This window comes from Tsukamurella sp. PLM1 (assembly GCF_023168325.1).
GTDB lineage: Bacteria > Actinomycetota > Actinomycetes > Mycobacteriales > Mycobacteriaceae > Tsukamurella.
Genome location: NZ_AP025688.1, coordinates 911,719 through 930,370 on the forward strand (window position 1 = coordinate 911,719; position 18,652 = coordinate 930,370).

The following is an 18,652-nucleotide window of genomic DNA, read 5'->3' on the forward strand; positions in this document are numbered from 1 at the left end:
GTCACGCCGAATCCGGCGAGCCCGAGGGGATCAGCCACGGGAGGCCTCCTTCGCTCTTCCGTCGTCGGTCAGGCGCGCCGCGTGGGCTCGGGCAGGTACTGGCCCGGCATCGGCGGCACGGGGAAGCCGCCCGCCATCGGGTCGAACGGCAGCGAGAAGGTCTCGATCCGGCCCGGGCGCGGGTGCCTTCTGCCGACGGTGCCGCACCACCAGCACGGTGAGGATCGCGAGCGTGAAGGCGAGCGAGACCGCGGGGGCGAGCACCGTCGTGCCGTGTCCCGCGAGGGCCCAGGCCTGCACGGCGCCGGCCACGAGGACCCAGGCCAGCGCGGTGGGGATGAGCAGTTGCCAGCCGAACCGCATGAACTGGTCGTAGCGCAGGCGCGGCAGCGTGGCGCGCAGCCAGATGAAGGAGAACATGAAGCACCACACCTTGGCCACGAACCAGATCACCGGCCACCACCCGGTGTTCGCGCCGTCCCACACCGAGATCGGCCACGGCGCGTGCCAGCCCCCGAGGAACAGCGTGGTCGCGAGCGCCGAGACCGTGGTCATGTTCACGTACTCCGCGAGCATGAACATCGCGAACTTCAGCGAGCTGTACTCGGTGTGGAAGCCGCCCACGAGCTCGCCCTCGGCCTCGGGCAGGTCGAACGGGGCGCGGTTGGTCTCGCCGACCATGGACACGGTGTAGACGACGAATGAGGGGAGCAGCAGGAACACGTACCAGGTGCCGTCCTGCGCGGCGACGATGCCCGACGTTGCCATGGTGCCCGCGTACAGGAAGACGGCGGCGAAGCTCAGGCCCATCGCCACCTCGTAACTGATCACCTGCGCGGTGGAGCGCAGCCCGCCGAGCAGCGGGTAGGTCGAACCCGACGACCAGCCGGCGAGCACGATGCCGTACACGCCGATGCTGGTGATCGCGAGGATGTACAGCACCGCGACCGGAAGGTCGGTGAGCTGCAAGGGCGTCCGCGTCCCGAACACAGACACCTCGGGCCCGAACGGGATCACGGCGAAGGCGAGGAACGCTGGGATCGTCGCGATGATCGGCGCCAGCAGGTACACCGGCTTGTCGACGCCGGCCGGCGTGATGCCCTCCTTGAGCGCCAGCTTGATGCCGTCGGCCAGCGACTGCAGGATGCCGAACGGCCCCAGTCGGTTCGGGCCCGGCCGGTGCTGCATGCGACCCATCACCTTGCGCTCGATGAGGATCGCGGCGAGCACCGTCAGCACCAGGAATGCGAAGATCGCGATCGCCTTCGCGAGGATCAGCCACCACGGGTCGCGGCCGAACGCCGACAGGTCGACGGGATCGTGCGGCCCCAGGCCGGTGAGCGGGCGTCGTGTCATCGCGGGTACCCCCATGCCGCGATGCCGACGACGTCGCCCACGCGGGCGCGCAGCGTCTCGAACACGGTGCTGCCGGGCGAGTTCCGCGGCACCCAGACCACCCGGTCCGGCATGTCGGTGATCGCGACCGGCAGCGTGATTGTGCCGTGCGCGGTGGTGACGGACGCGAGGCCGCCGTCGGCCACCCGGATCTCCTCGGCGGTCGCGGCCGACATCCGCGCGACAGGGGCCGGGCGGTCGCCGCCAGGTCGGGCTCACCGTCCTGCCCGCGCCCGAGGTCGAGCAGCTGCCGCCAGGTGGCGAGGACGGCCCGGCCGGCGGCGGGGTGCGGGACCGCTTGCGGGGCCGGGGCAGGGTTCGGAGCCGGCGCGGTGCGTCGCTTCCGTTCGACGGTGCCGAGGCGTGCGAGGGCGCGGGCGGCACCGTCGGCATCGGTGAAGCCGAGGTCGGTGCGCATGGCCCCGGCGAGGATGGCCAGCACCCGCGCGTCGGGCAGGGCGGCGGGGACGGCAGCGCCGCGCCGAAACTCCGGGGCGGCCCTCCCAGTCGACGAACGTGCCGGAGCGCTGGACCACGGTGGCGACGGGGAGCACCACGTCGGCGCGGGCGGTGACCTCGGACTCGCGCTGCTCCAGGCTGACGACGAACGCGGCGTCGAGCGCGCGCCGCGCCGCATCGGGGTCGGGCAGGTCGGCCACGTCGACGGCGCCGCAGACCAGGGCGGTCACCTCGCCGGCGGCGGCCGCCGCCAGGATGCCGCCGGTGTCGCGTCCGGCGTCCGTGGGGATCGCGGTGCCCCAGACGGCTTCGACCTCGGCGCGGTGCGCGGGGTCGGAGACGGCGCGGCCGCCGGGCAGCAGGCCGGGCAGGGTGCCCGCCGCGACGGCGCCGGGCTCACCCGCGCGCCGCGGGATCCACGCCAGCCGCGCACCCGTCGCGGTCGCGAGGGCCGCGGCGGCCGTGAGGGCGCCCGGCGCCTCGGCGAGGCGCTCGCCGGCCAGGATCACGGCACCGTCGGGAAGCCGCTGCGCGAGGGCGGGATCGGCGAGCGCGGCGGCCTCGGCGCCGGGGACGCAGGGGAGGAGTTCGCCGCTCAGCCGGCCGAGGCCCCGCGAGGCGAACGGCGCGATCGACAGCACGCGGGTGCGCCCCGACCGGACGGCCGGCGCAGCCGCAGGTGCACGATGGGCGACTCCTCCTCGGGCTCGAAGCCGGCGAGCAGGACGACGGGCGCGGTCTCGAGGTCCGCGTAGGTGACCCCGCCCGCGGTGCCGGAGGCCAGGAAGTCCGCCTCCTCGGCGCTGTGCGAGCGGATCCGGAAGTCGACGTCGTTGGTGCCCAGGGCGATCCGCGCGAACGCCGAGTACGCGTACAGGTCCTCGACGGTGCCCCGGCCGCCGGCCAGGACCGCGGCGGCGCGGTCGGCGAGGCCGCGCGCGGCCGCGGCGATCGCCGCCGGCCACGAGGCGGGGGCGAGGTTCCCGTCCCCGTCGCGGACCAGCGGGGCGGTGAGCCGGTCGGGCATCGTCGCGTAGGTGAACGCCCAGCGGCCCTTGTCGCAGTTCCACTCCTCGTTGACGTCCGGGTCGTCGCCGGCGAGCCGGCGCAGCACCTCGCCGCGGCGGTGGTCGGTGCGGAGCGCGCAGCCGCTCGCGCAGTGCTCGCACGCCGACGGGCTGGACGTGAGGTCGAACGGGCGGGCCCGGAACCGGTACGAGGTGTTGGTGAGCGCGCCGACCGGGCAGATCTGCACGGTGTTGCCGGAGAAGTACGAGTCCAGCGGCTGGTCGCCCGCGGTGCCCACCTGCTGCAGCGCGCCCCGGTCGAGCAACTCGATGAAGTCGTCGCCGGCGATCTCGTTCGAGAACCGCGTGCACCGCGCGCACAGTACGCAGCGCTCGCGGTCGAGGATCACCTCGGCGGAGATCGGGATCGGCTTGGGGTAGGTCCGCTTGTCGGCGGCGGGGAACCGTGAGACGGGCCGCCCGGCGGACATCGCCTGGTTCTGCAGCGGGCACTCGCCGCCCTTGTCGCACACCGGGCAGTCCAGCGGGTGGTTCACCAGGAGCAGCTCCATCACGCTGCGCTGTGCGCTCGCCGCGGCGGCGGAGGTGGCCTGCGTGCGCACCACCATGCCGTCGGTCACCGTCGTGGTGCACGAGGCGAGCGGCTTGCGCTGACCCTCCACGTCCACGAGGCACTGCCGGCACGCGCCGGCCGGCGCGAGCAGCGGGTGGTCGCAGAACCGGGGGATCGCGATGCCCAGCTGCTCCGCCGCCCGGATCACCAGGGTGCCGGGCGGGACCTCGATCTCGATCCCGTCGATGGTCGCCCGCACCGTCTGCACGGCGGTCATTGCGCACCTCCCGCGACGGGCGCCTCGCGCATCGCGGCCGCCGGGTCGAACGGGCATCCGCCCTCCGCGACGTGCCGCTCGTACTCCTCGCGGAAGTACTGGAGGGAGCTCATGATCGGGCTCGCCGCGCCGTCGCCCAGGGCGCAGAAGGCCTTGCCGAGAACGCCGTCGGCCACCTCGGCGAGCGTGGTGAGATCGTCGGTGGTGCCCTCGCCCTCCTCGAGCCGGCGCAGCAGGCGCACCAGCCAGTAGGTGCCCTCGCGGCAGGGCGTGCACTTGCCGCACGACTCGTGCGCGTAGAACTCCAGCCAGCGCAGCACCGCGCGCACCACGCACACGGTGTCGTCGAAGATCTGCAGCGCCTTGGTGCCCAGCATCGACCCGGCGCCGGCCACGCCCTCGTAGTCCAGCGGCACGTCGAGGTGCTCGGCGGTGAGCAGCGGCGTGGACGACCCGCCTGGGGTCCAGAACTTGAGCTCGTGGCCCGGTCGCACGCCGCCCGCCAGCTCCAGCATCTCGCGCAGCGTGACGCCGAGCGCAGCCTCGTACTGGCCGGGCCGCACCACGTGGCCCGAGACCGAGTACAGCGTGAAGCCCGGCGACTTCTCGCTGCCCATGGTGCGGAACCATTCGGCCCCGTTCGCCAGGATCGCGGGGACGCTGGCGATGGACTCGACGTTGTTCACGCACGTGGGGGAGGCGTACAGGCCCGCCACGGCGGGGAACGGCGGGCGCAGCCGCGGCTGACCGCGGCGGCCCTCCAGGGAGTCCAGCAGGGCCGTCTCCTCGCCGCAGATGTAGGCGCCGGCGCCGCCGTGCACCACCACCTCGAGGGTGAATCCGTTCTCGCCCAGCGGCTTCCCGAGGTAGCCGGCGGCATGGGCCTCGGCGACCGCGGCGCGCAGGCGGCGCTGCACGCCCAGCACCTCGCCCCGCACGTAGATGAACGCCCGCTGCGCGCGGATCGCGTAGGAGGCGATGATCACGCCCTCCACCAGCGTGTGCGGCGTCGCGAACATGAGCGGCATATCCTTGCACGTGCCGGGCTCGGACTCGTCCGCGTTGACCACCAGGTAGTGCGGCTTGTCGGCGCCGGGCTTCGGCTCTTCGCCCTCGCGGACCTGCGGGATGAAACTCCATTTGAGGCCGGTGGGGAAGCCGGCGCCGCCGCGGCCGCGCAGGCCCGCGTCCTGCACGGTCTTGATCACCTCGTCGGGCGACATCGCCAGTGCGCGTTCCAGTCCGGCGTAGCCGCCGGCGGCGCGGTAGGACTCGAGCGTCCACGGTTCGGGGTCGCCCCAGTGCGCCGACAGCACGGGCGTCAGGTGCGCTGTCATGCCCCGCCTCCCCGGCCGCCCGGAGCCCGGCCATCGTCGGGGCGCCGCCGGCCCCGGAGGCCGAGACCGCGCCGGGGCGGGCGTCGTCGAATCCCGCGAGCAGGCGGGCGGTCTCGCGGAACGTGCCCAGGGCGCGCCGCGCGTGGGCGCCGGTGGCCGGCCCGCCCGGAGCGCGTCCACCAGCTCCCGCGCACTCGCCACCGTCTGGTCGTCGAAGAACTCCCAGTTGACCATGACGACCGGCGCGTAATCGCACGCCGCGTTGCATTCGATGCGGTCGACGGTGACCGCGCCGTCCTCGGTGGTGCCGCCCGGAGCGATGCCCAGGTGCTCGCACAGGGTCTCGAGGATCGCATCGCCCCCGAGCACGGCGCACAACGTGGTGGTGCACACGCCGACCAGGTATTCGCCGGTGGGGCCGCGGCGGTACATCGAGTAGAAGGTGGCGACCGAGACCACCTCGGCCGCGGTGAGATCGAGGGCGCGGGCGCAGAACTCGATGCCCGCGGGCGTGATGTACCCGTCCTCGGACTGCACCAGGTGCAGCAGCGGCAGGAGCGCCGACCGGGCCTCGGGGTACCGGGCGACGAGCACGGCCGCGTCCGCTGCCAGACGGTCCGCCACCTCGTCCGGATAGGCGGTGGGCGCGCCGGGCCGGTACAGCTGGACGGACTCCTGCGGCCGGGCTCCGAACTGCGCCAGCGGGACGAACACCTGCTCACTCATCGGTCCACGCCTCCCATCACCGGGTCGATACTGGCGACGGCGGCGATCACGTCCGAGACCATGCCGCCCTCGCACATCGCCGCCACCGCTTGCAGATTCGTGAACGACGGATCGCGGAAGTGCACCCGGTAGGGGCGCGTGCCGCCGTCGCTGACGGCGTGCACCAGCAACTCACCGCGGGGCGCCTCCACCGACACCGCGACCTGGCCGGGCGGCACCGCGAAGCCCTCGGTCACGAGCTTGAAGTGGCGGATCAGCGACTCCATCGAATCGCCCATGATCTCGGCGATGTGGGCGCGCGAATTGCCGAGCCCGTCCGGCCCCACCTTCAGGTCGGCCGGCCAGCCGATCCGCGCATCGTCCACCATCACGGGGCCGGGGCGCAGCCTGTCCAGGCACTGCTCGACGATGCCGAGCGACTGGTACATCTCGCGCACCCGGATCATGTAGCGGCCGTAGCAGTCGCACCCGGCGTCGGTGATCACGTCGAACTCGTAGTCCTCGTAGCCGCAGTACGGCTCGGCGCGGCGCAGGTCGTGGGGGAGGCCGGTGGAGCGCAGGACCGGCCCGGTGATCCCGAGCGCCATGCAGCCCGTCAGGTCGAGGTAGCCCACGTTCTTGGTGCGGGCGATCCAGATCGGATTCTCGTTGAGCAGCGCCCCCATCGCGTCGAGCTGCGGCGGAAGCGTCTTCAGGAGGTCCTTGATCTGCGGCACGGCCTCGTCCGGCAGGTCGGCCGCGACGCCGCCGGGCCGGATGTACGCGTGGTTCATCCGCAGCCCGGTGATCGTCTCGAAGACGTCGAGGATCTGCTCGCGGATCTCGAATCCCTTGAGCATCGGTGAGACCGCGCCGAGCTCCATGCCGCCCGTCGCCAGCGCCACCAGGTGGCTGGTGATCCGGTTGAGTTCCATCAGCAGGACCCGGATCACCGTGGCGCGCTCGGGGATCTCGTCGGTGACGCCCGGAGCTTCTCCACGGCCAGGCAGTACGCGGTCTCGTTGAACAGTGGCGCCAGGTAGTCCATGCGCGTGACGAACGTGGTGCCCTGCGTCCAGTTGCGGAACTCCAGGTTCTTCTCGATGCCGGTGTGCAGGAAGCCGATCCCGCACCGGGCCTCGGTCACCGTCTCGCCGTCCAACTCGAGGATCAGCCGCAGCACCCCGTGGGTGGACGGGTGTTGCGGTCCCATGTTGACCACGATGCGTTCCTTGCCGACCGCCTCGGCGGCGATGTCGTCCCAGTCGGAGCCCATCGCGGTGTACTCGGTGAATCCGGTGGTCATGAGTACGACCTCCGCGTGTCCGGGGCGGCCACCTGTGCGCCGTGGAACTCGACGCCGATGCCGCCGAGCGGGTAGTCCTTGCGCTGCGGATGCCCCTCCCAGTCGTCCGGCATCTCGATCCGCGTCAGCGACGGGTGCCCATCGAAGACGATGCCGAAGAAGTCGTACGTCTCGCGTTCGTGCCAGTCGACCGTGGGGTACACCGCGAACAGCGAGGGGACGTGCGGATCCGCATCGGGACAGGAGGTTTCGAGGCGGAGCCGGCGGCCGTGGGTGATCGATTGGAGGTGCGTCACGGCGCGTAGCTCCGCGCCGGAGTCCTCGGGGAAGTGGACGCCCGAGGTGCCCAGGCACATCTCGAACCGCAACTCCGGCTCGTCGCGTAGCAGGCGGGCGACCGCCACCAGGTGCTCGCGCGGCACCCGGAGGGTGACCTCTCCGCGGTACACGACGACCGCGCGGACCGCGTCGGCGAGGGCGGGCGCACCGTCGGACCGGGCCAGCGCGAGCCGCAGGCCCTCGACGACCCGCTCGTATCCGGCCGGGAGCGGCTCCTCGCCCGGGCCGGGCATGACGACGGGGCGGGCGATCCCGCCGTAGCCCGACGTATCGCCGGTGCCCCCGCTGAACATGCCGTGGCGGGTGCGCACCACATCGGGCGGCGTCGCGTCACGCGGTTCGACGGTGCCCTGCGGTTCCGGTTCTTCGGTGTCGGTCATCGCAGCAGGCCCTTGAGCTCGATCGTGGGCCGGGTGGCGAGCGCGGCCTCCTCCGCGGCGCGGCGGGCCTCCTCGCGATGCACGCCCATCGGCGTCTGCGAGACCTTCTCGTGCAGGGCGATCAGCGCGTTGAGCAACATCTCCGGCCGGGGCGGACAGCCGGGGAGGTAGATGTCCACGGGCACCACGTGATCCACGCCCGGACGATGGCGTAGTTGTTGAACATCCCGCCCGAACTCGCGCAGACCCCCATCGCCAGGACCCATTTGGGCTCGGCCATCTGGTCGTAGACCTGGCGCAGCACCGGTGCCATCTTCTGGCTGACGCGGCCGGCCACGATCATCAGGTCGGCCTGGCGGGGCGACGCGCGGAAGGCCTCCATGCCGAACCGGGCGATGTCGAACCGCGGGCCGGTGGTGGCCATCATCTCGATCGCGCAGCAGGCCAGGCCGAACGTGGCGGGCCACAGCGAGCCCTTCCGCGCGTACCCCGCGACCACCTCGAGCGTCGACAGCAGGAAGCCGCCCGGAACCTTGTCCTCTAGTCCCATGCCAGCCCACCCCGCCGCCACTCGTACACGTAGGCGACCGTGACGTTCACCAGGAACAGGGCCATCGCGAGGAGACCGAACGTGCCGAGCACGTCGAAGTGGACGGCCCACGGATAGAGGAACACGATCTCGATGTCGAAGATGATGAACAACATCGCCGTCAGGTAGAACTTCACCGGGAACCGGCCGCCACCCGACGAAGGAGTGGGCGACGGGTCGATACCGCACTCGTACGCCTCGAGCTTGGCGCGATTGCGGCGGCGGGGGCCGACGAACCGCGCGACGCCGACGGAGAACACGGCGAAGGCGGCCGCGATCGCCCCCAGTACGAGGATGGGCACGTACAGGTTCACGGCGACGCTCCTTCCGCGGTGTGTGCGAAATCCCAGACGGGAGAACCGGTTAGGCTCCCCTGAGTGGGGACGTGAGCTACGTCACAACTATATGTCCGAAGTATGGCTTCGGGTCAAGATCGTCGAATTCGGACGGGGTGTGTCGCGTCACGGTGCGGCCGGTGCCAGGAGCCGGGAGGCCGCTGCGGCCAGCTCGAACGGGTCGAGCGGGTGGCTGACCCAGCCGTCCGCCTGGGACCACCGTGCCAACCAGCCGTCCGCCCGGCGGGCCGTGACGACCAGCAGCGGCGGGCAGGGCTCGATCTCGTCGCGCAGTTGCCTCGCGAGCCCGATCCCGCCGGCCGGGGACGATTCACCGTCGAGCACGACCAACCCGACGCCGCCCTCGTCCAGGCGGGCCACGACGGTGGGCGCGGTCGCCGCTTCGAGGACCCGGATCGGGGGTCTGTCGGGGGCGGGGCGGCTCCCCAGCGCGGCGACGATCTCCGCGCGGTGTCGCGCGTTCGAGCTGTAGACGAGGACGAGCGGGGCTGCGCCGGTCATGCGTCCCACGATAGGGACGGGGGACGGGTTACGAGGCGGATTGCGGGTAGTGCCGCGCCGCCACGTCGGGGTGCGCCCGGAGCCTGCTCTTCCAGGCGTTCTCGCCGTAGGTCGCGAAGATCGGGTTGTCCGGGTCGGCGGTGATCCCGGTCCGCAGGCCGGTGGGCAGCGGAAGGTGCGGCATCCGCGCCGTCACGGCGGGATTGAAGAAGTAGGGCACCGAGATCCGGTCCGCGCCGCGCACGCGGTTCACGACGCGGTGTTCGGTGGCGTGCAGGTAGCCGTCGGTGCCCACCTCGAGCATCTCGCCGAGGTTGACGATGAACGCGCCGGGGACGGGCGGCACGTCGACCCACTCGTCCGCGCCCGGCGGCAGCACCTGCAGTCCTTCCGAATCCGGGTCGACGAGCAGCAGTGTGAGCACGCCCGAGTCCTTATGCGCGCCGACACCCTGCTCCGACGCGGTGCCGGCCGGGTAGCGCACGATCTTGATGAGCGTCGCGGGATCGGTGGCGAAGGCCTCGTCGAAGACCCGCGGGTCGGCGCCCAGCGAGCGCGCCCACGAACGCAGCAGAGTGAGCGAGATCCGCGACAGGTCGGCGTCCCACCGCTCCATCACCGCGCGCAGCTCCGGCAGCGCCGCGGGCCACTGGTTCGGGCCGAGCAGGTTGCGATGGTCCGGTCCGGGGCCCGACGGTGCCTCCCGCTCGGTCCCGATGTCGATCTGCTCGCGCCAGTCGACCGCGCCGCGGGTCAGCTCGCCGCCCAGCCGGGTGTACCCGCGGAAGTGCGGCGAGTTGATCATGGCGATCGCGTCCTTGTCGGCCTGCGGGAGCGCGAAGAAGGCGCGGGCGGTGGCGAGCACCTCGTCGATGCGCTCGCGCCGGAGGCCGTGCCCCGTCAGGTAGAAGAAGCCGACGTCGTGCGCGGCCGCGCGGACGGCACCGTCGAACCGCGAGGGGTGCGTGTCGAGCAGCGACAGGTCGAGGACGGGGATGTGCGGGTGAGGCCCGCCGGACGGGTGTCCGGGGGACGCGGAGGCGGCCATGTCCGCAGGCTAGCGCCGCGCGGGCGGACATGAACGGATTCGATCGGTGTGATCGGGACTCCCGTGCGCGCCGGGCTTCGCGTCGCGGTGGCCGGGCACTAGGCTGGGGGCGGTTCGCTCAAGAGCTCGGCCCCCATAAGGAGACACCGTGTCCGAAATCATCCAGGTAGGCGCCCGCGAGATCCTCGATTCGCGTGGTAATCCCACGGTCGAGGTCGAGATCGTGCTGGCCGACGGCAGTTTCGCCCGCGCGGCGGTGCCGTCGGGTGCGTCCACGGGTGAGCACGAGGCGGTGGAGCTGCGGGACGGCGGTGACCGCTACCTGGGTAAGGGTGTGACGAAGGCTGTTGAGGGGGTGTTGGAGGTGATCGCGCCCGAGGTGATCGGCATCCCGGCTGATGAGCAGCGGATCATCGATCAGACCCTGCTGGACCTGGACGGCACCCCGGATAAGAGCCGTCTCGGCGCGAACGCACTGCTCGGCGTCTCGCTGGCCGCGGCGAAGGCCGCCGCCGAGTCGGCGGCGCTGCCGTTGTTCCGTTACTTGGGTGGGCCGAACGCGCACATCCTGCCGGTGCCGATGATGAACATCCTCAATGGTGGCGCGCATGCGGACAGTGGTGTGGATGTGCAGGAGTTCATGGTCGCGCCGATCGGCGCGGAGACCTTTAAGGAGTCGCTGCGCTGGGGTGCGGAGGTGTATCACGCGCTGAAGTCGGTGCTCAAGGCCAAGGGTCTGAACACCGGTTTGGGTGATGAGGGTGGTTTCGCCCCGTCGGTGGCCGGTACTCGTGAGGCGTTGGAGTTGATCTCGGAGGCGATCGGTAGGACGGGCCTGAAGCTGGGCACGGATGTGGCGCTCGCGCTCGATGTGGCGGCGACCGAGTTCTACGGCCCGGAGGGCTACACGTTCGAGGGCAAGGTGCTCAGTGCTGCTGAGATGGGTGAGTTCTACCGTGGTCTGGTGGGGGAGTTCCCGCTGGTGTCGATCGAGGACCCGTTGTCGGAGGACGACTGGGAGGGCTGGGTCGATCTGACCGACGCCATCGGTGACAAGGTGCAGTTGGTGGGTGATGATCTGTTCGTGACGAATCCGGAGCGTCTCGAGGACGGTATCGCTCGTGGCGCCGCCAATGCGCTGCTGGTGAAGGTCAATCAGATCGGTACGTTGACCGAGACCCTGGACGCGGTGGCGCTGGCCCACAACAACGGGTACAAGTCGATGATGAGCCACCGCTCGGGTGAGACCGAGGACACCACCATCGCTGATCTGGCGGTCGCCGTCGGCAGCGGCCAGATCAAGACGGGTGCTCCCGCCCGGTCGGAGCGGGTGGCGAAGTACAACCAGCTGCTGCGCATCGAGGAGGAGCTAGGCGACGCCGCGCGGTACGCCGGCGACACCGCGTTCCCCCGCTTCGAGTTCAACGGCTGACCGGTTCGGTGAGGAGCGCAGCACAGGTGAGTAGCAGATCCCGCGTCGTCCGTACCCCGTCCGGCGGCGATGACCGTTCGGACGGGCGCGGCGCGGGGCGGACCGTCGTGCTGTTCCTGGTGCTGTGCGTCCTGGCGCTCACCCTCGCGGTGCCGGTGCGGACCTACCTGTCCGAGCAGGCCCGCGACGAGAAGGTGGCGGCCGAGCACGCGCAGCTGCTCTCCGACATCGCGCGCCTGGAGGAGCAGAAGCGGCTCCAGGAGGATCCCGAGTACATCAAGCAGCAGGCGCGGATCCGGCTGCAGTACGTGATGCCGGGCGAGACGGCGTACCGGGTACAGGTGCCCGGCGCGCCCGCCCCGACGCCCGAGCAGGTGCAGGCCGAGCAGGCGAAACAGAACCCGTGGTACACGAACGTGTGGCGCACGATCGCGGTGCCGCACTGATGAGTGACGCTGTAGCCCAGGCTGATCTGGACCGGGTCGCCGAGCAGCTCGGCCGCCCTCCGCGCGGCGTGCTGGCCGTGGCCTACCGCACCCCGGACGGGGAGCCCGCCGTGGTCAAGACCGCTCCGCGGCTGCCCGACGGTACGCCGTTCCCCACGCTGTACTACCTCACCGACCCGCGCCTGACCGCCGAGGCCAGCCGTCAGGAGAGCGCCGGCGTGATGCGCGAGATGGAGGCGCTGCTCGCCGCCGATCCGGAGGTCGCGGAGAACTACCGCGCCGCGCACGAGCACTACCTCGCATCGCGGAACGCCTTGGAGGACTTGGGGACCGACTTCACCGGCGGCGGCATGCCCGACCGGGTGAAGTGCCTGCACGTGCTCATCGCCTACGCGCTGGCCGAGGGGCCGGGCGTGGTCGTGCTCGGCGACGAGGCGGTGGCGCTGGCCGCGGCCGCCGGGCTGCGGGGCAGCGCGATCCCCGCCGACTGGCCGGAGCCGCGGTTCCCGTGGGGCAGGCGGTGACCGCTGCCGGGACGCGCGCCCCGGTGGTCGCCGCGATCGACTGCGGCACCAACAGCATCCGCCTGTACGTGGCGCGCGTCGAGCCCGCGGGGCTGGTGGAGCTGCACCGGGACATGACGATCGTCCGCCTCGGGCAGGGCGTGGACGCCACAGGGCGGTTCGCGCCGGAGGCGCTGGAGCGCGTGCGGGTCGCACTCGGCGGATACGTCTCCCGTGCCCTGGAACTGGGTGCGACCGCGGTGCGCATGGTGGCGACGTCCGCGGCGCGCGATGCGTCGAACCGCGATGAGTTCTTCGCGCTGACCGCCGACGAGCTCGGGCGGATCACATCCGGCGCGACGGCCGAGGTGATCGAGGGGACCGAGGAGGCCGAGCTGTCGTACCTCGGTGCCACGGCCGGCCTCGCTGCCGCCGACCCCGTGCTGGTCGTGGACCTCGGGGGCGGATCGACCGAGCTCGTCGTCGGCGCCGGCGGCGCCGTGGACCGGGCCTTCTCGGCGAACATCGGGTGCGTGCGGATCACGGAGCGCGCCCTGCCCTCGGACCCGCCGACCGATGCTGAGGCCGGCGCGGCCCGGGCCGTGATCGACGGTGCGCTGGACGAGGCCGTCCGCACCGTCCCCCTCGACGGGGTGCGCACCTGGATCGGGGTGGCCGGCACCTTCACGACGCTCGCCGCGCTCGCGCACGGGCTCGCCGAGTACGACCCGGCGCTGATCCACGGCTCGCGCGTGCCGCTCGACGAACTCGTCCCGCTGTGCCGCAGGCTGGTGCGGATGACCGCGGCCGAGCGGCTGGCGCTGGGCCCGATGCACCCGGGGCGCGCAGATGTGATCGGCGGCGGCGCGCTCGTGGTGATCGCCCTGGCGGAGCGACTGGCCGCGGTCGGGGTGACGGAGCTCGTGGTGTCCGAACACGACATCCTGGACGGCGTGGCGATGGGACTCGCCGCAACGCTGTGAGCCGCGTCTCCGCGGGGATTCCGGAAATTAACGCACTGTTGACGAACTCACAGCTTTCCGGAAGCGCGGCAGGAGGTTTCCTCGCCTAACGTCTACCGCAGGCGTCGAAGGGAGCTCGAAATGAGGAACGCGTCCGTGAAGAGCGTCATCGTGGTGCTGGACGGCACCGAGGCGACGGTGCGGCTGGTGGGCGACCTGTGCCGGACCGGTGTCGGCGTGACCGCGGTGGGCGTGAACTTCCGCGATGTGGTGTCGGTACTGTCCGGCGACGTCTACGCGTTGGTCGCCGACCTGTCGGACATCGAGCAGTGGGAGACCGCGGTCCGTCGCGCCGAGGCGCGGCACGGCACCGTCGACCGTGTGCTGGATCCAGCCGGCAGGCTGGCCGCCCGCGCGGCCTGATCCCGCGCGGGCGGCCCGTGGGGAACCGGTCGCGCAGGGCCAGCGGCAGCGTCAGTGGGCGAGCTTGAGCCCGATCACGCCGCCGACGATCGCCATGATGCAGATCGCCTTGACGAGCGAGACCGCCTCGGCGCCGGTGGCCATCGCGTAGACCACCGTGAGGGTGGCGCCGATGCCGACCCAGACGGCGTACGAGGTGCCGGTCGGCAGGTCGCGCATAGCGTAGGCGAGACCGCCCATACTGACGACGAGCGCGCCGAAGAAGACGAGCGTGGGTGTGAGCTTCGAGAACCCCTCGGACTTGCCCAACGCGGTGGCCCACACGGCCTCGAACGCGCCGGAAACGATGAGAATGATCCATGCCATGATGCGAACCTCCTAGGTTCACACCGTCTTTGCGCTGGCCGGGTACGGTGTGCCTCGTCCGGATGTCGTTCGCGACGGTCCTGAGACTACCCAAACTGCGGCGATCGGCAAGTTAGGGTGATCCACATGACACGGGAACTGGTGTGGACCGGATTCATCACGCTCGACGGGGTCGCCGATTCGCCCGGCGGAACGGAGGAGGGGCACCCGAGCGGCGGCTGGGTGTTGCGACACGAGTTCCTGCCGGAGATGTTCTCGCTCAAGGGGGAGGAGATCGCGGAGACGTCTGCTCTGATGTTCGGACGCCGCAGTTACGAGGCGTTCGGCGCGGTGTGGCCGGGCTCGGAGGACCATGCGGCGTACCGGAATATCCCGAAGTTCGTGGTGTCCACGACGATCGCCGAGGACGATCTCGTGGACGGGTGGGGCGGCACTACGGTGCTCCGCTCGACCGAGGAGGTCGCGGCGGCGAAGCATGGCGACGGCGGCGCGATCTTCATCCACGGCAGCCCCGAACTCGCGCGTCGGCTCGCCGACGCCGGGCTGATCGACCGGTACCACCTGCTGATGTTCCCGTACCTCCTCGGCTCCGGAAAGCGGCCGTTCTCGGACGCGGAGCGCGACGCGACCGCGCTGCGTCTGCGCGAGTCCGAGATGTACGCCAACGGCGTGATGAAACTGATCTACGACGTCCCACGCTGACAGGCGGCCCGTCGCGCACAGCCCCCATTGTCGGAACTTGACCGCTCGGCGGCCGTCGGTACCGTCGGGACCATGTCCGATCTAGCGTTGCAGCTCAGTGAGAACGGACGACAGTGGCTGATCCACAGGCCCCTGGAGATCGTCCTGTACGTCGTCCTCGCCGTCGTCGTCCGATACCTGTTGCACCGCGGCATCGACCGGCTCGTTCGCGGCAACCGGCGCGACGGTGACTCGGCCCCACGACGATTCGGCGTCGCCCGACTTCGTGGCGCGCTGGGCGGCCGTCGACTGCCGACCGTGCGGCGGCGCACCGTCGACGATCCCGCGAAGGCGCAGCGCGATCGGGAGGCGCGGCCCGGCGGGCGCAGCGGGCCGAGACCATCGGCTCGGTCCTCAAATCCGCAGTGTCGTTCCTGGTGCTGATCTGGGTGCTGATCCAGTCGCTGGCCATCCTCGGGGTGAACGTGGCGCCGCTGATCGCCTCCGCCGGTGTGGTGGGTGTCGCGTTGGGCTTCGGCGCACAGAATCTGGTGCGGGACTTCATCTCCGGCATCTTCATGCTGATCGAGGACCAGTACGGTGTGGGCGACGTCGTGGACCTCGGGGAGGTCACCGGCACCGTCGAGACCGTGGGCATGCGGATCACGACGGTGCGCGACGTCCAGGGCACGCTCTGGTACGTGCGTAACGGCGAGATCATGCGGGTCGCGAACTTCAGTCAGGAGTACGCGGTGGCCTTCCTGCAGTTGCCCATCTCGTACTCCGCGGATGTCGACCTCGCGTGCCGGGTCGCGCTGGAGGCGGCGACCGATGCCGTCGCCGAGGAACCGCTGTCCGGCGACGTGCTGGGTGCGCCCGACATGCTGGGGGTCGACGGCGCCACCGCCGACCGGGTGAGCATCCGCCTCACCGTGCGGGTGCGCGCGAACCGGCAGTGGGCCGTCGAGCGGGAGCTGCGCCGGCGCATTCTGCGTGCGTTCGACGAGCACGACATCGCCCCGCCCTACCGCAGCGGCCTCCCCGTTTCCGTCGGCGCCGACGGTGCCGCCGGCTGACGGTGCGCGGTACGGTCGGATCAGGCGCCGTAGGACGGCGCACCGACCTCGGTGAGGAGGCGTTCGCGATGCGCAGTGTGACGTTCTCGATGAGCATGTCGGTGGACGGCTACATCGCCGGCCCCGACGGAACGTTCGACTGGTCGGAGCCCGACCCCGAGCTGTTCCGGTTCGCCACCGACGAGGTGCGCGGCCTCGGCGTCCACCTCCTGGGACGGCGCCTGTACGAAACGATGCTGTACTGGGAGTCCGTCACCGACCTCGACGCGGACGAACTCGTGTTCGCGGAGCTGTGGAACGCGCTGCCCAAGGTCGTGTTCTCCCGGACCCTCACCGAGGTGCACGGCCGCAACGCGCGTCTGGCGACGGGGACTGTGGCGGAGGAGATCGAGCGGCTGCGGGCGGAGTCCGGCGCCGGGAACATCGGGGTCGGCGGGAGCGGGCTGGCGTCCGAAGCCGCGCGGCTCGGTCTCATCGACGAGTACCGTGTTCGGACCTACCCGGTCGTCGTCGGCGGCGGCACGCCGTTCTTCGGAAAGGGCGGCGAGCGCGTCGACCTCGAGCTGCTGGAGACTCGGCAGTTCAACGGCGGCGTGACCTTCTCGCACTTCCGCGTACGCCGGTAGTCGGGTTCCCGCGGACGCTCGCTCCTGCCCTGTCCGGTTGCGACAGGATGAAGAGTCGGAAACCGCCGCGGGCGTGGTGTCCACTCGGTGCCCCCAGTCGGACTCGAACCGACACTCGGCGGATTTTAAGTACTCCCGGTGTGCTGCTCTCCGAGATACGCCACCAGGCATGACGCGATTGGTGATTCCGCAGACTTGCAGGTGAGGGCAACTATTTGCGCACCGGTTGAGCAGTAGCGGCCACCCGCTGCCCACCGCCAAACTAGCGCCGGTGGGTAGCACGGGGTAGCACAGCACCCCTCCGTCAGCGATTCGCCGGCCTACGCGGTGCCGTTGGACTGGTCGCAGCCGTTGGCGATGGGCACCTTCTACGACACCATTCTTAAGCCCGCGCTGATCGCCGTGGGGCTACCGGCGAGCCAGCCCGCGAAGCCCGCCACGAAGACCCGCCCTGCCGAGCCAGCGCGCCACGGCGTCCGCCTGCACGATCTGCGTCACACGTTCGCGACGATGCAGCTAATGGCGGGCGTGCACTTCATGCAGGTATCCAAGTGGCTCGGGCACAGCACGTTCACGTTGACACTGGATACCTACGGTGACTGGATCCCCGAGGAAGACGGCGGCGCTCTCAACATTTTGCCTGCGCCGAGAGTTTCGGACGATGTTTCGGCCGAATCAGAAGTTGCGAACGTGATTGAGCTGTTCGGTAGAAGCTAGACCCACCAGCGGTTGGGCGACTTCTACTGCGCCCCGTCCCCATCTGCCGTGGCCGCGCTGTCACCCTTGTCCGAACTATCGTCGGTTTCCTTCTTTACGGCCATGAGTGCTTCCAGTGTTGCACGCCCCAACTCGGTGAGCCGCAAATACTTGCGCCTGTCGCTGACTGGACGTCGTTTGTTTCCGCTTTCTATAATTCCTAGGGTACGCAAGTGGACGAATACCTGTTCAACTTCGGCATCGAATAGCCACAGCCGCCGCCTCGGGACGCTCTTCAATGCCTCGAAATCATCGTCAGAGATTTCGCCATAGTATGCGCATACGGCGAGTTTTTCTTCAGCGTATTCTTCTGTAGCTTCGTCGATCATCGAGGGTCCAACTGTTCGCAAAATATCGTTCCAAGTCACTCGTGATTGGCACTGCACATGCGTGTCATCTCCGTAAACTTGCGAGGAAGCGTTGAGTGTAATATCGATTGAGTCGTCACCAGAAGACAGTCCCGCTGCCCCGCCAGTATCGGTGGTTGCCGCTTTCAATGTTTGGGACTTCTCCCTAGACTCAGCAAGTTCGGCCCGTAGTCGAAGGATTTCGCTCTCTGCCTCAACCGATACGGAATCTCCGCGTATCCACCCCACCCCGGGTGTCTTTCTTATTGCGCGATTGAGTGCTCGAGAGACCTTGCTGCCAAGGTCGTCTGCACTCGAAAACTTGGCGACTGTCCTGTCTGTCATTACTCGGGCTCGAAAAGCCCCAGGAGCTCCCGCGACTTGTCGTCTCCATCGGTTCGCCCCTGGGGTATGTCATCCGGATTTTCGTGCACGAAGGCGAGAACCGGCTTTCCGAGTTCCAGGGCGTAGTTGAATTCGGTCTCCGTATAGCTAATCCCATCCGCGGTTCGGCTGCCGTATCTGCCTCCGACGATTAGCACGTAGTAGTCCGAAAGCTCGATGACCTCCTTGATCAGCTCCCATTGCGCTGCATCCGACGCAACAAACATCTCCATTCCAGCTGGAATGCAGTCGAGTTCCAGGACGGCTTGCGTCACTTCCCTGCGTTCTTCGATGAGGTCCTCGTACGTCGAACTCACGAACACCTGGTAGCGCTTGTCGGTCATAAGGCGATCATCCCACGTGGCACCGACAGGTCT

The 18,652-nt window shown here is 70.1% G+C and carries 16 protein-coding genes, 5 pseudogenes and 1 riboswitch; of the genes and pseudogenes, 9 read left to right on the top strand and 12 right to left on the bottom strand.

Annotated elements, in window-relative coordinates; translation table 11 throughout:
- Positions 1 to 30: 30 nt before the first annotated feature.
- The 9 genes and pseudogenes from nuoH to MTP03_RS04895 all read right to left on the bottom strand — a co-directional run bounded on the left by nuoH (position 31) and on the right by MTP03_RS04895 (position 10,273).
- A complete protein-coding gene (gene nuoH / locus MTP03_RS04855) occupies positions 31 to 1,356 on the bottom strand; it encodes an NADH-quinone oxidoreductase subunit NuoH (protein WP_248490954.1) in 1,326 nt (441 codons plus the stop codon).
- A pseudogene (locus MTP03_RS04860) lies at positions 1,353 to 3,712 on the bottom strand (NADH-quinone oxidoreductase subunit G). The gene nuoH and the pseudogene MTP03_RS04860 overlap by 4 nt, the downstream one beginning before the upstream one ends.
- Complete coding sequence (gene nuoF / locus MTP03_RS04865) at positions 3,709 to 5,775, bottom strand: NADH-quinone oxidoreductase subunit NuoF (protein ID WP_248490955.1); 2,067 nt, start codon at positions 5,773 to 5,775, stop codon at positions 3,709 to 3,711. Before nuoF ends, MTP03_RS04860 begins: the two are co-directional and overlap by 4 nt.
- A pseudogene (locus tag MTP03_RS04870) lies at positions 5,772 to 7,030 on the bottom strand (NADH-quinone oxidoreductase subunit D). Before MTP03_RS04870 ends, nuoF begins: the two are co-directional and overlap by 4 nt.
- A gap of 26 nt (positions 7,031 to 7,056) precedes the next feature.
- Positions 7,057 to 7,779 (bottom strand): NADH-quinone oxidoreductase subunit C, encoded by a 723-nt coding sequence (locus MTP03_RS04875; protein ID WP_248490956.1) that lies wholly within the window; start codon positions 7,777 to 7,779, stop codon positions 7,057 to 7,059.
- Positions 7,776 to 8,329: pseudogene (locus MTP03_RS04880) on the bottom strand (NADH-quinone oxidoreductase subunit B family protein). Before MTP03_RS04880 ends, MTP03_RS04875 begins: the two are co-directional and overlap by 4 nt.
- Positions 8,320 to 8,682: an NADH-quinone oxidoreductase subunit A gene (locus MTP03_RS04885; RefSeq protein ID WP_248490957.1), complete on the bottom strand. Its 363-nt coding sequence runs from the start codon at positions 8,680 to 8,682 to the stop codon at positions 8,320 to 8,322. The pseudogene MTP03_RS04880 and the gene MTP03_RS04885 overlap by 10 nt, the downstream one beginning before the upstream one ends.
- Before the next feature lie 147 nt (positions 8,683 to 8,829).
- Entirely contained in the window at positions 8,830 to 9,225 is a 396-nt protein-coding gene (locus MTP03_RS04890; protein ID WP_248490958.1) for a hypothetical protein, read from the bottom strand.
- Positions 9,226 to 9,253: 28 nt separating this feature from the next.
- The gene (locus tag MTP03_RS04895) at positions 9,254 to 10,273 is read right to left on the bottom strand and encodes an isopenicillin N synthase family oxygenase (protein WP_248490959.1); all 1,020 of its coding nucleotides are present in this window, start codon (positions 10,271 to 10,273) and stop codon (positions 9,254 to 9,256) included.
- A gap of 148 nt (positions 10,274 to 10,421) precedes the next feature.
- Between MTP03_RS04895 and eno the strand changes: the two genes are divergently transcribed.
- From eno to MTP03_RS04920, 5 genes are all read left to right on the top strand, one after another.
- The gene (gene eno / locus MTP03_RS04900; RefSeq protein WP_248490960.1) at positions 10,422 to 11,705 is read left to right on the top strand and encodes a phosphopyruvate hydratase; all 1,284 of its coding nucleotides are present in this window, start codon (positions 10,422 to 10,424) and stop codon (positions 11,703 to 11,705) included.
- Between the two features lie 26 nt (positions 11,706 to 11,731).
- Complete coding sequence (locus MTP03_RS04905; protein ID WP_248490961.1) at positions 11,732 to 12,151, top strand: septum formation initiator family protein; 420 nt, start codon at positions 11,732 to 11,734, stop codon at positions 12,149 to 12,151.
- Positions 12,151 to 12,675 carry a DUF501 domain-containing protein gene (locus MTP03_RS04910; RefSeq protein WP_248490962.1) on the top strand — a complete coding sequence of 175 codons (525 nt, stop codon included), beginning with the start codon at positions 12,151 to 12,153 and terminating at the stop codon, positions 12,673 to 12,675. The genes MTP03_RS04905 and MTP03_RS04910 overlap by 1 nt, the downstream gene beginning before the upstream one ends.
- Positions 12,672 to 13,637 carry a Ppx/GppA phosphatase family protein gene (locus MTP03_RS04915; RefSeq protein WP_248490963.1) on the top strand — a complete coding sequence of 322 codons (966 nt, stop codon included), beginning with the start codon at positions 12,672 to 12,674 and terminating at the stop codon, positions 13,635 to 13,637. The genes MTP03_RS04910 and MTP03_RS04915 overlap by 4 nt, the downstream gene beginning before the upstream one ends.
- A gap of 120 nt (positions 13,638 to 13,757) precedes the next feature.
- Positions 13,758 to 14,039 (top strand): hypothetical protein, encoded by a 282-nt coding sequence (locus tag MTP03_RS04920; RefSeq protein ID WP_248490964.1) that lies wholly within the window; start codon positions 13,758 to 13,760, stop codon positions 14,037 to 14,039.
- 51 nt (positions 14,040 to 14,090) lie between these two features.
- Here MTP03_RS04920 and MTP03_RS04925 read toward each other — a convergent pair whose 3' ends face one another.
- Entirely contained in the window at positions 14,091 to 14,405 is a 315-nt protein-coding gene (locus MTP03_RS04925) for a multidrug efflux SMR transporter (protein WP_248490965.1), read from the bottom strand.
- 17 nt (positions 14,406 to 14,422) lie between these two features.
- A riboswitch (guanidine-III (ykkC-III) riboswitch) is annotated at positions 14,423 to 14,486 on the bottom strand.
- A 45-nt stretch (positions 14,487 to 14,531) separates the two neighbouring features.
- Here MTP03_RS04925 and MTP03_RS04930 point away from each other — a divergent pair.
- The 4 genes and pseudogenes from MTP03_RS04930 to MTP03_RS04945 all read left to right on the top strand — a co-directional run.
- Entirely contained in the window at positions 14,532 to 15,107 is a 576-nt protein-coding gene (locus MTP03_RS04930) for a dihydrofolate reductase family protein (RefSeq protein ID WP_248490966.1), read from the top strand.
- A gap of 72 nt (positions 15,108 to 15,179) precedes the next feature.
- Positions 15,180 to 16,162: pseudogene (locus tag MTP03_RS04935) on the top strand (mechanosensitive ion channel family protein).
- A 68-nt stretch (positions 16,163 to 16,230) separates the two neighbouring features.
- Positions 16,231 to 16,788 (top strand): dihydrofolate reductase family protein, encoded by a 558-nt coding sequence (locus tag MTP03_RS04940; protein WP_248490967.1) that lies wholly within the window; start codon positions 16,231 to 16,233, stop codon positions 16,786 to 16,788.
- Positions 16,789 to 17,109: 321 nt separating this feature from the next.
- A pseudogene (locus MTP03_RS04945) lies at positions 17,110 to 17,505 on the top strand (site-specific integrase); the annotation flags it as partial.
- A gap of 23 nt (positions 17,506 to 17,528) precedes the next feature.
- Here the strand turns inward: MTP03_RS04945 and MTP03_RS04950 are convergent.
- A complete protein-coding gene (locus MTP03_RS04950) occupies positions 17,529 to 17,873 on the bottom strand; it encodes a PadR family transcriptional regulator (RefSeq protein WP_248490968.1) in 345 nt (114 codons plus the stop codon).
- A 362-nt stretch (positions 17,874 to 18,235) separates the two neighbouring features.
- On the bottom strand, positions 18,236 to 18,619 hold the full coding sequence (locus MTP03_RS04955; protein WP_248490969.1) for a DUF4062 domain-containing protein: 384 nt from the start codon (positions 18,617 to 18,619) through the stop codon (positions 18,236 to 18,238).
- Positions 18,620 to 18,652: the final 33 nt, after the last annotated feature.

What these genes read in the sequence shown, in the direction of transcription:
- nuoH (WP_248490954.1), bottom strand. Translation starts at nt 1,356, where the DNA reads ATGACACGACGCCCGCTCACCGGCCTGGGGCCGCACGATCCCGTCGAC.
- nuoF (WP_248490955.1), bottom strand. Translation starts at nt 5,775, where the DNA reads ATGAGTGAGCAGGTGTTCGTCCCGCTGGCGCAGTTCGGAGCCCGGCCG.
- MTP03_RS04875 (WP_248490956.1), bottom strand. Translation starts at nt 7,779, where the DNA reads ATGACCGACACCGAAGAACCGGAACCGCAGGGCACCGTCGAACCGCGT.
- MTP03_RS04890 (WP_248490958.1), bottom strand. Translation starts at nt 9,225, where the DNA reads ATGACCGGCGCAGCCCCGCTCGTCCTCGTCTACAGCTCGAACGCGCGA.
- MTP03_RS04895 (WP_248490959.1), bottom strand. Translation starts at nt 10,273, where the DNA reads ATGGCCGCCTCCGCGTCCCCCGGACACCCGTCCGGCGGGCCTCACCCG.
- MTP03_RS04910 (WP_248490962.1), top strand. Translation starts at nt 12,151, where the DNA reads ATGAGTGACGCTGTAGCCCAGGCTGATCTGGACCGGGTCGCCGAGCAG.
- MTP03_RS04920 (WP_248490964.1), top strand. Translation starts at nt 13,758, where the DNA reads ATGAGGAACGCGTCCGTGAAGAGCGTCATCGTGGTGCTGGACGGCACC.
- MTP03_RS04925 (WP_248490965.1), bottom strand. Translation starts at nt 14,405, where the DNA reads ATGGCATGGATCATTCTCATCGTTTCCGGCGCGTTCGAGGCCGTGTGG.
- MTP03_RS04930 (WP_248490966.1), top strand. Translation starts at nt 14,532, where the DNA reads ATGACACGGGAACTGGTGTGGACCGGATTCATCACGCTCGACGGGGTC.
- MTP03_RS04940 (WP_248490967.1), top strand. Translation starts at nt 16,231, where the DNA reads ATGCGCAGTGTGACGTTCTCGATGAGCATGTCGGTGGACGGCTACATC.
- MTP03_RS04950 (WP_248490968.1), bottom strand. Translation starts at nt 17,873, where the DNA reads ATGATCGACGAAGCTACAGAAGAATACGCTGAAGAAAAACTCGCCGTA.
- MTP03_RS04955 (WP_248490969.1), bottom strand. Translation starts at nt 18,619, where the DNA reads ATGACCGACAAGCGCTACCAGGTGTTCGTGAGTTCGACGTACGAGGAC.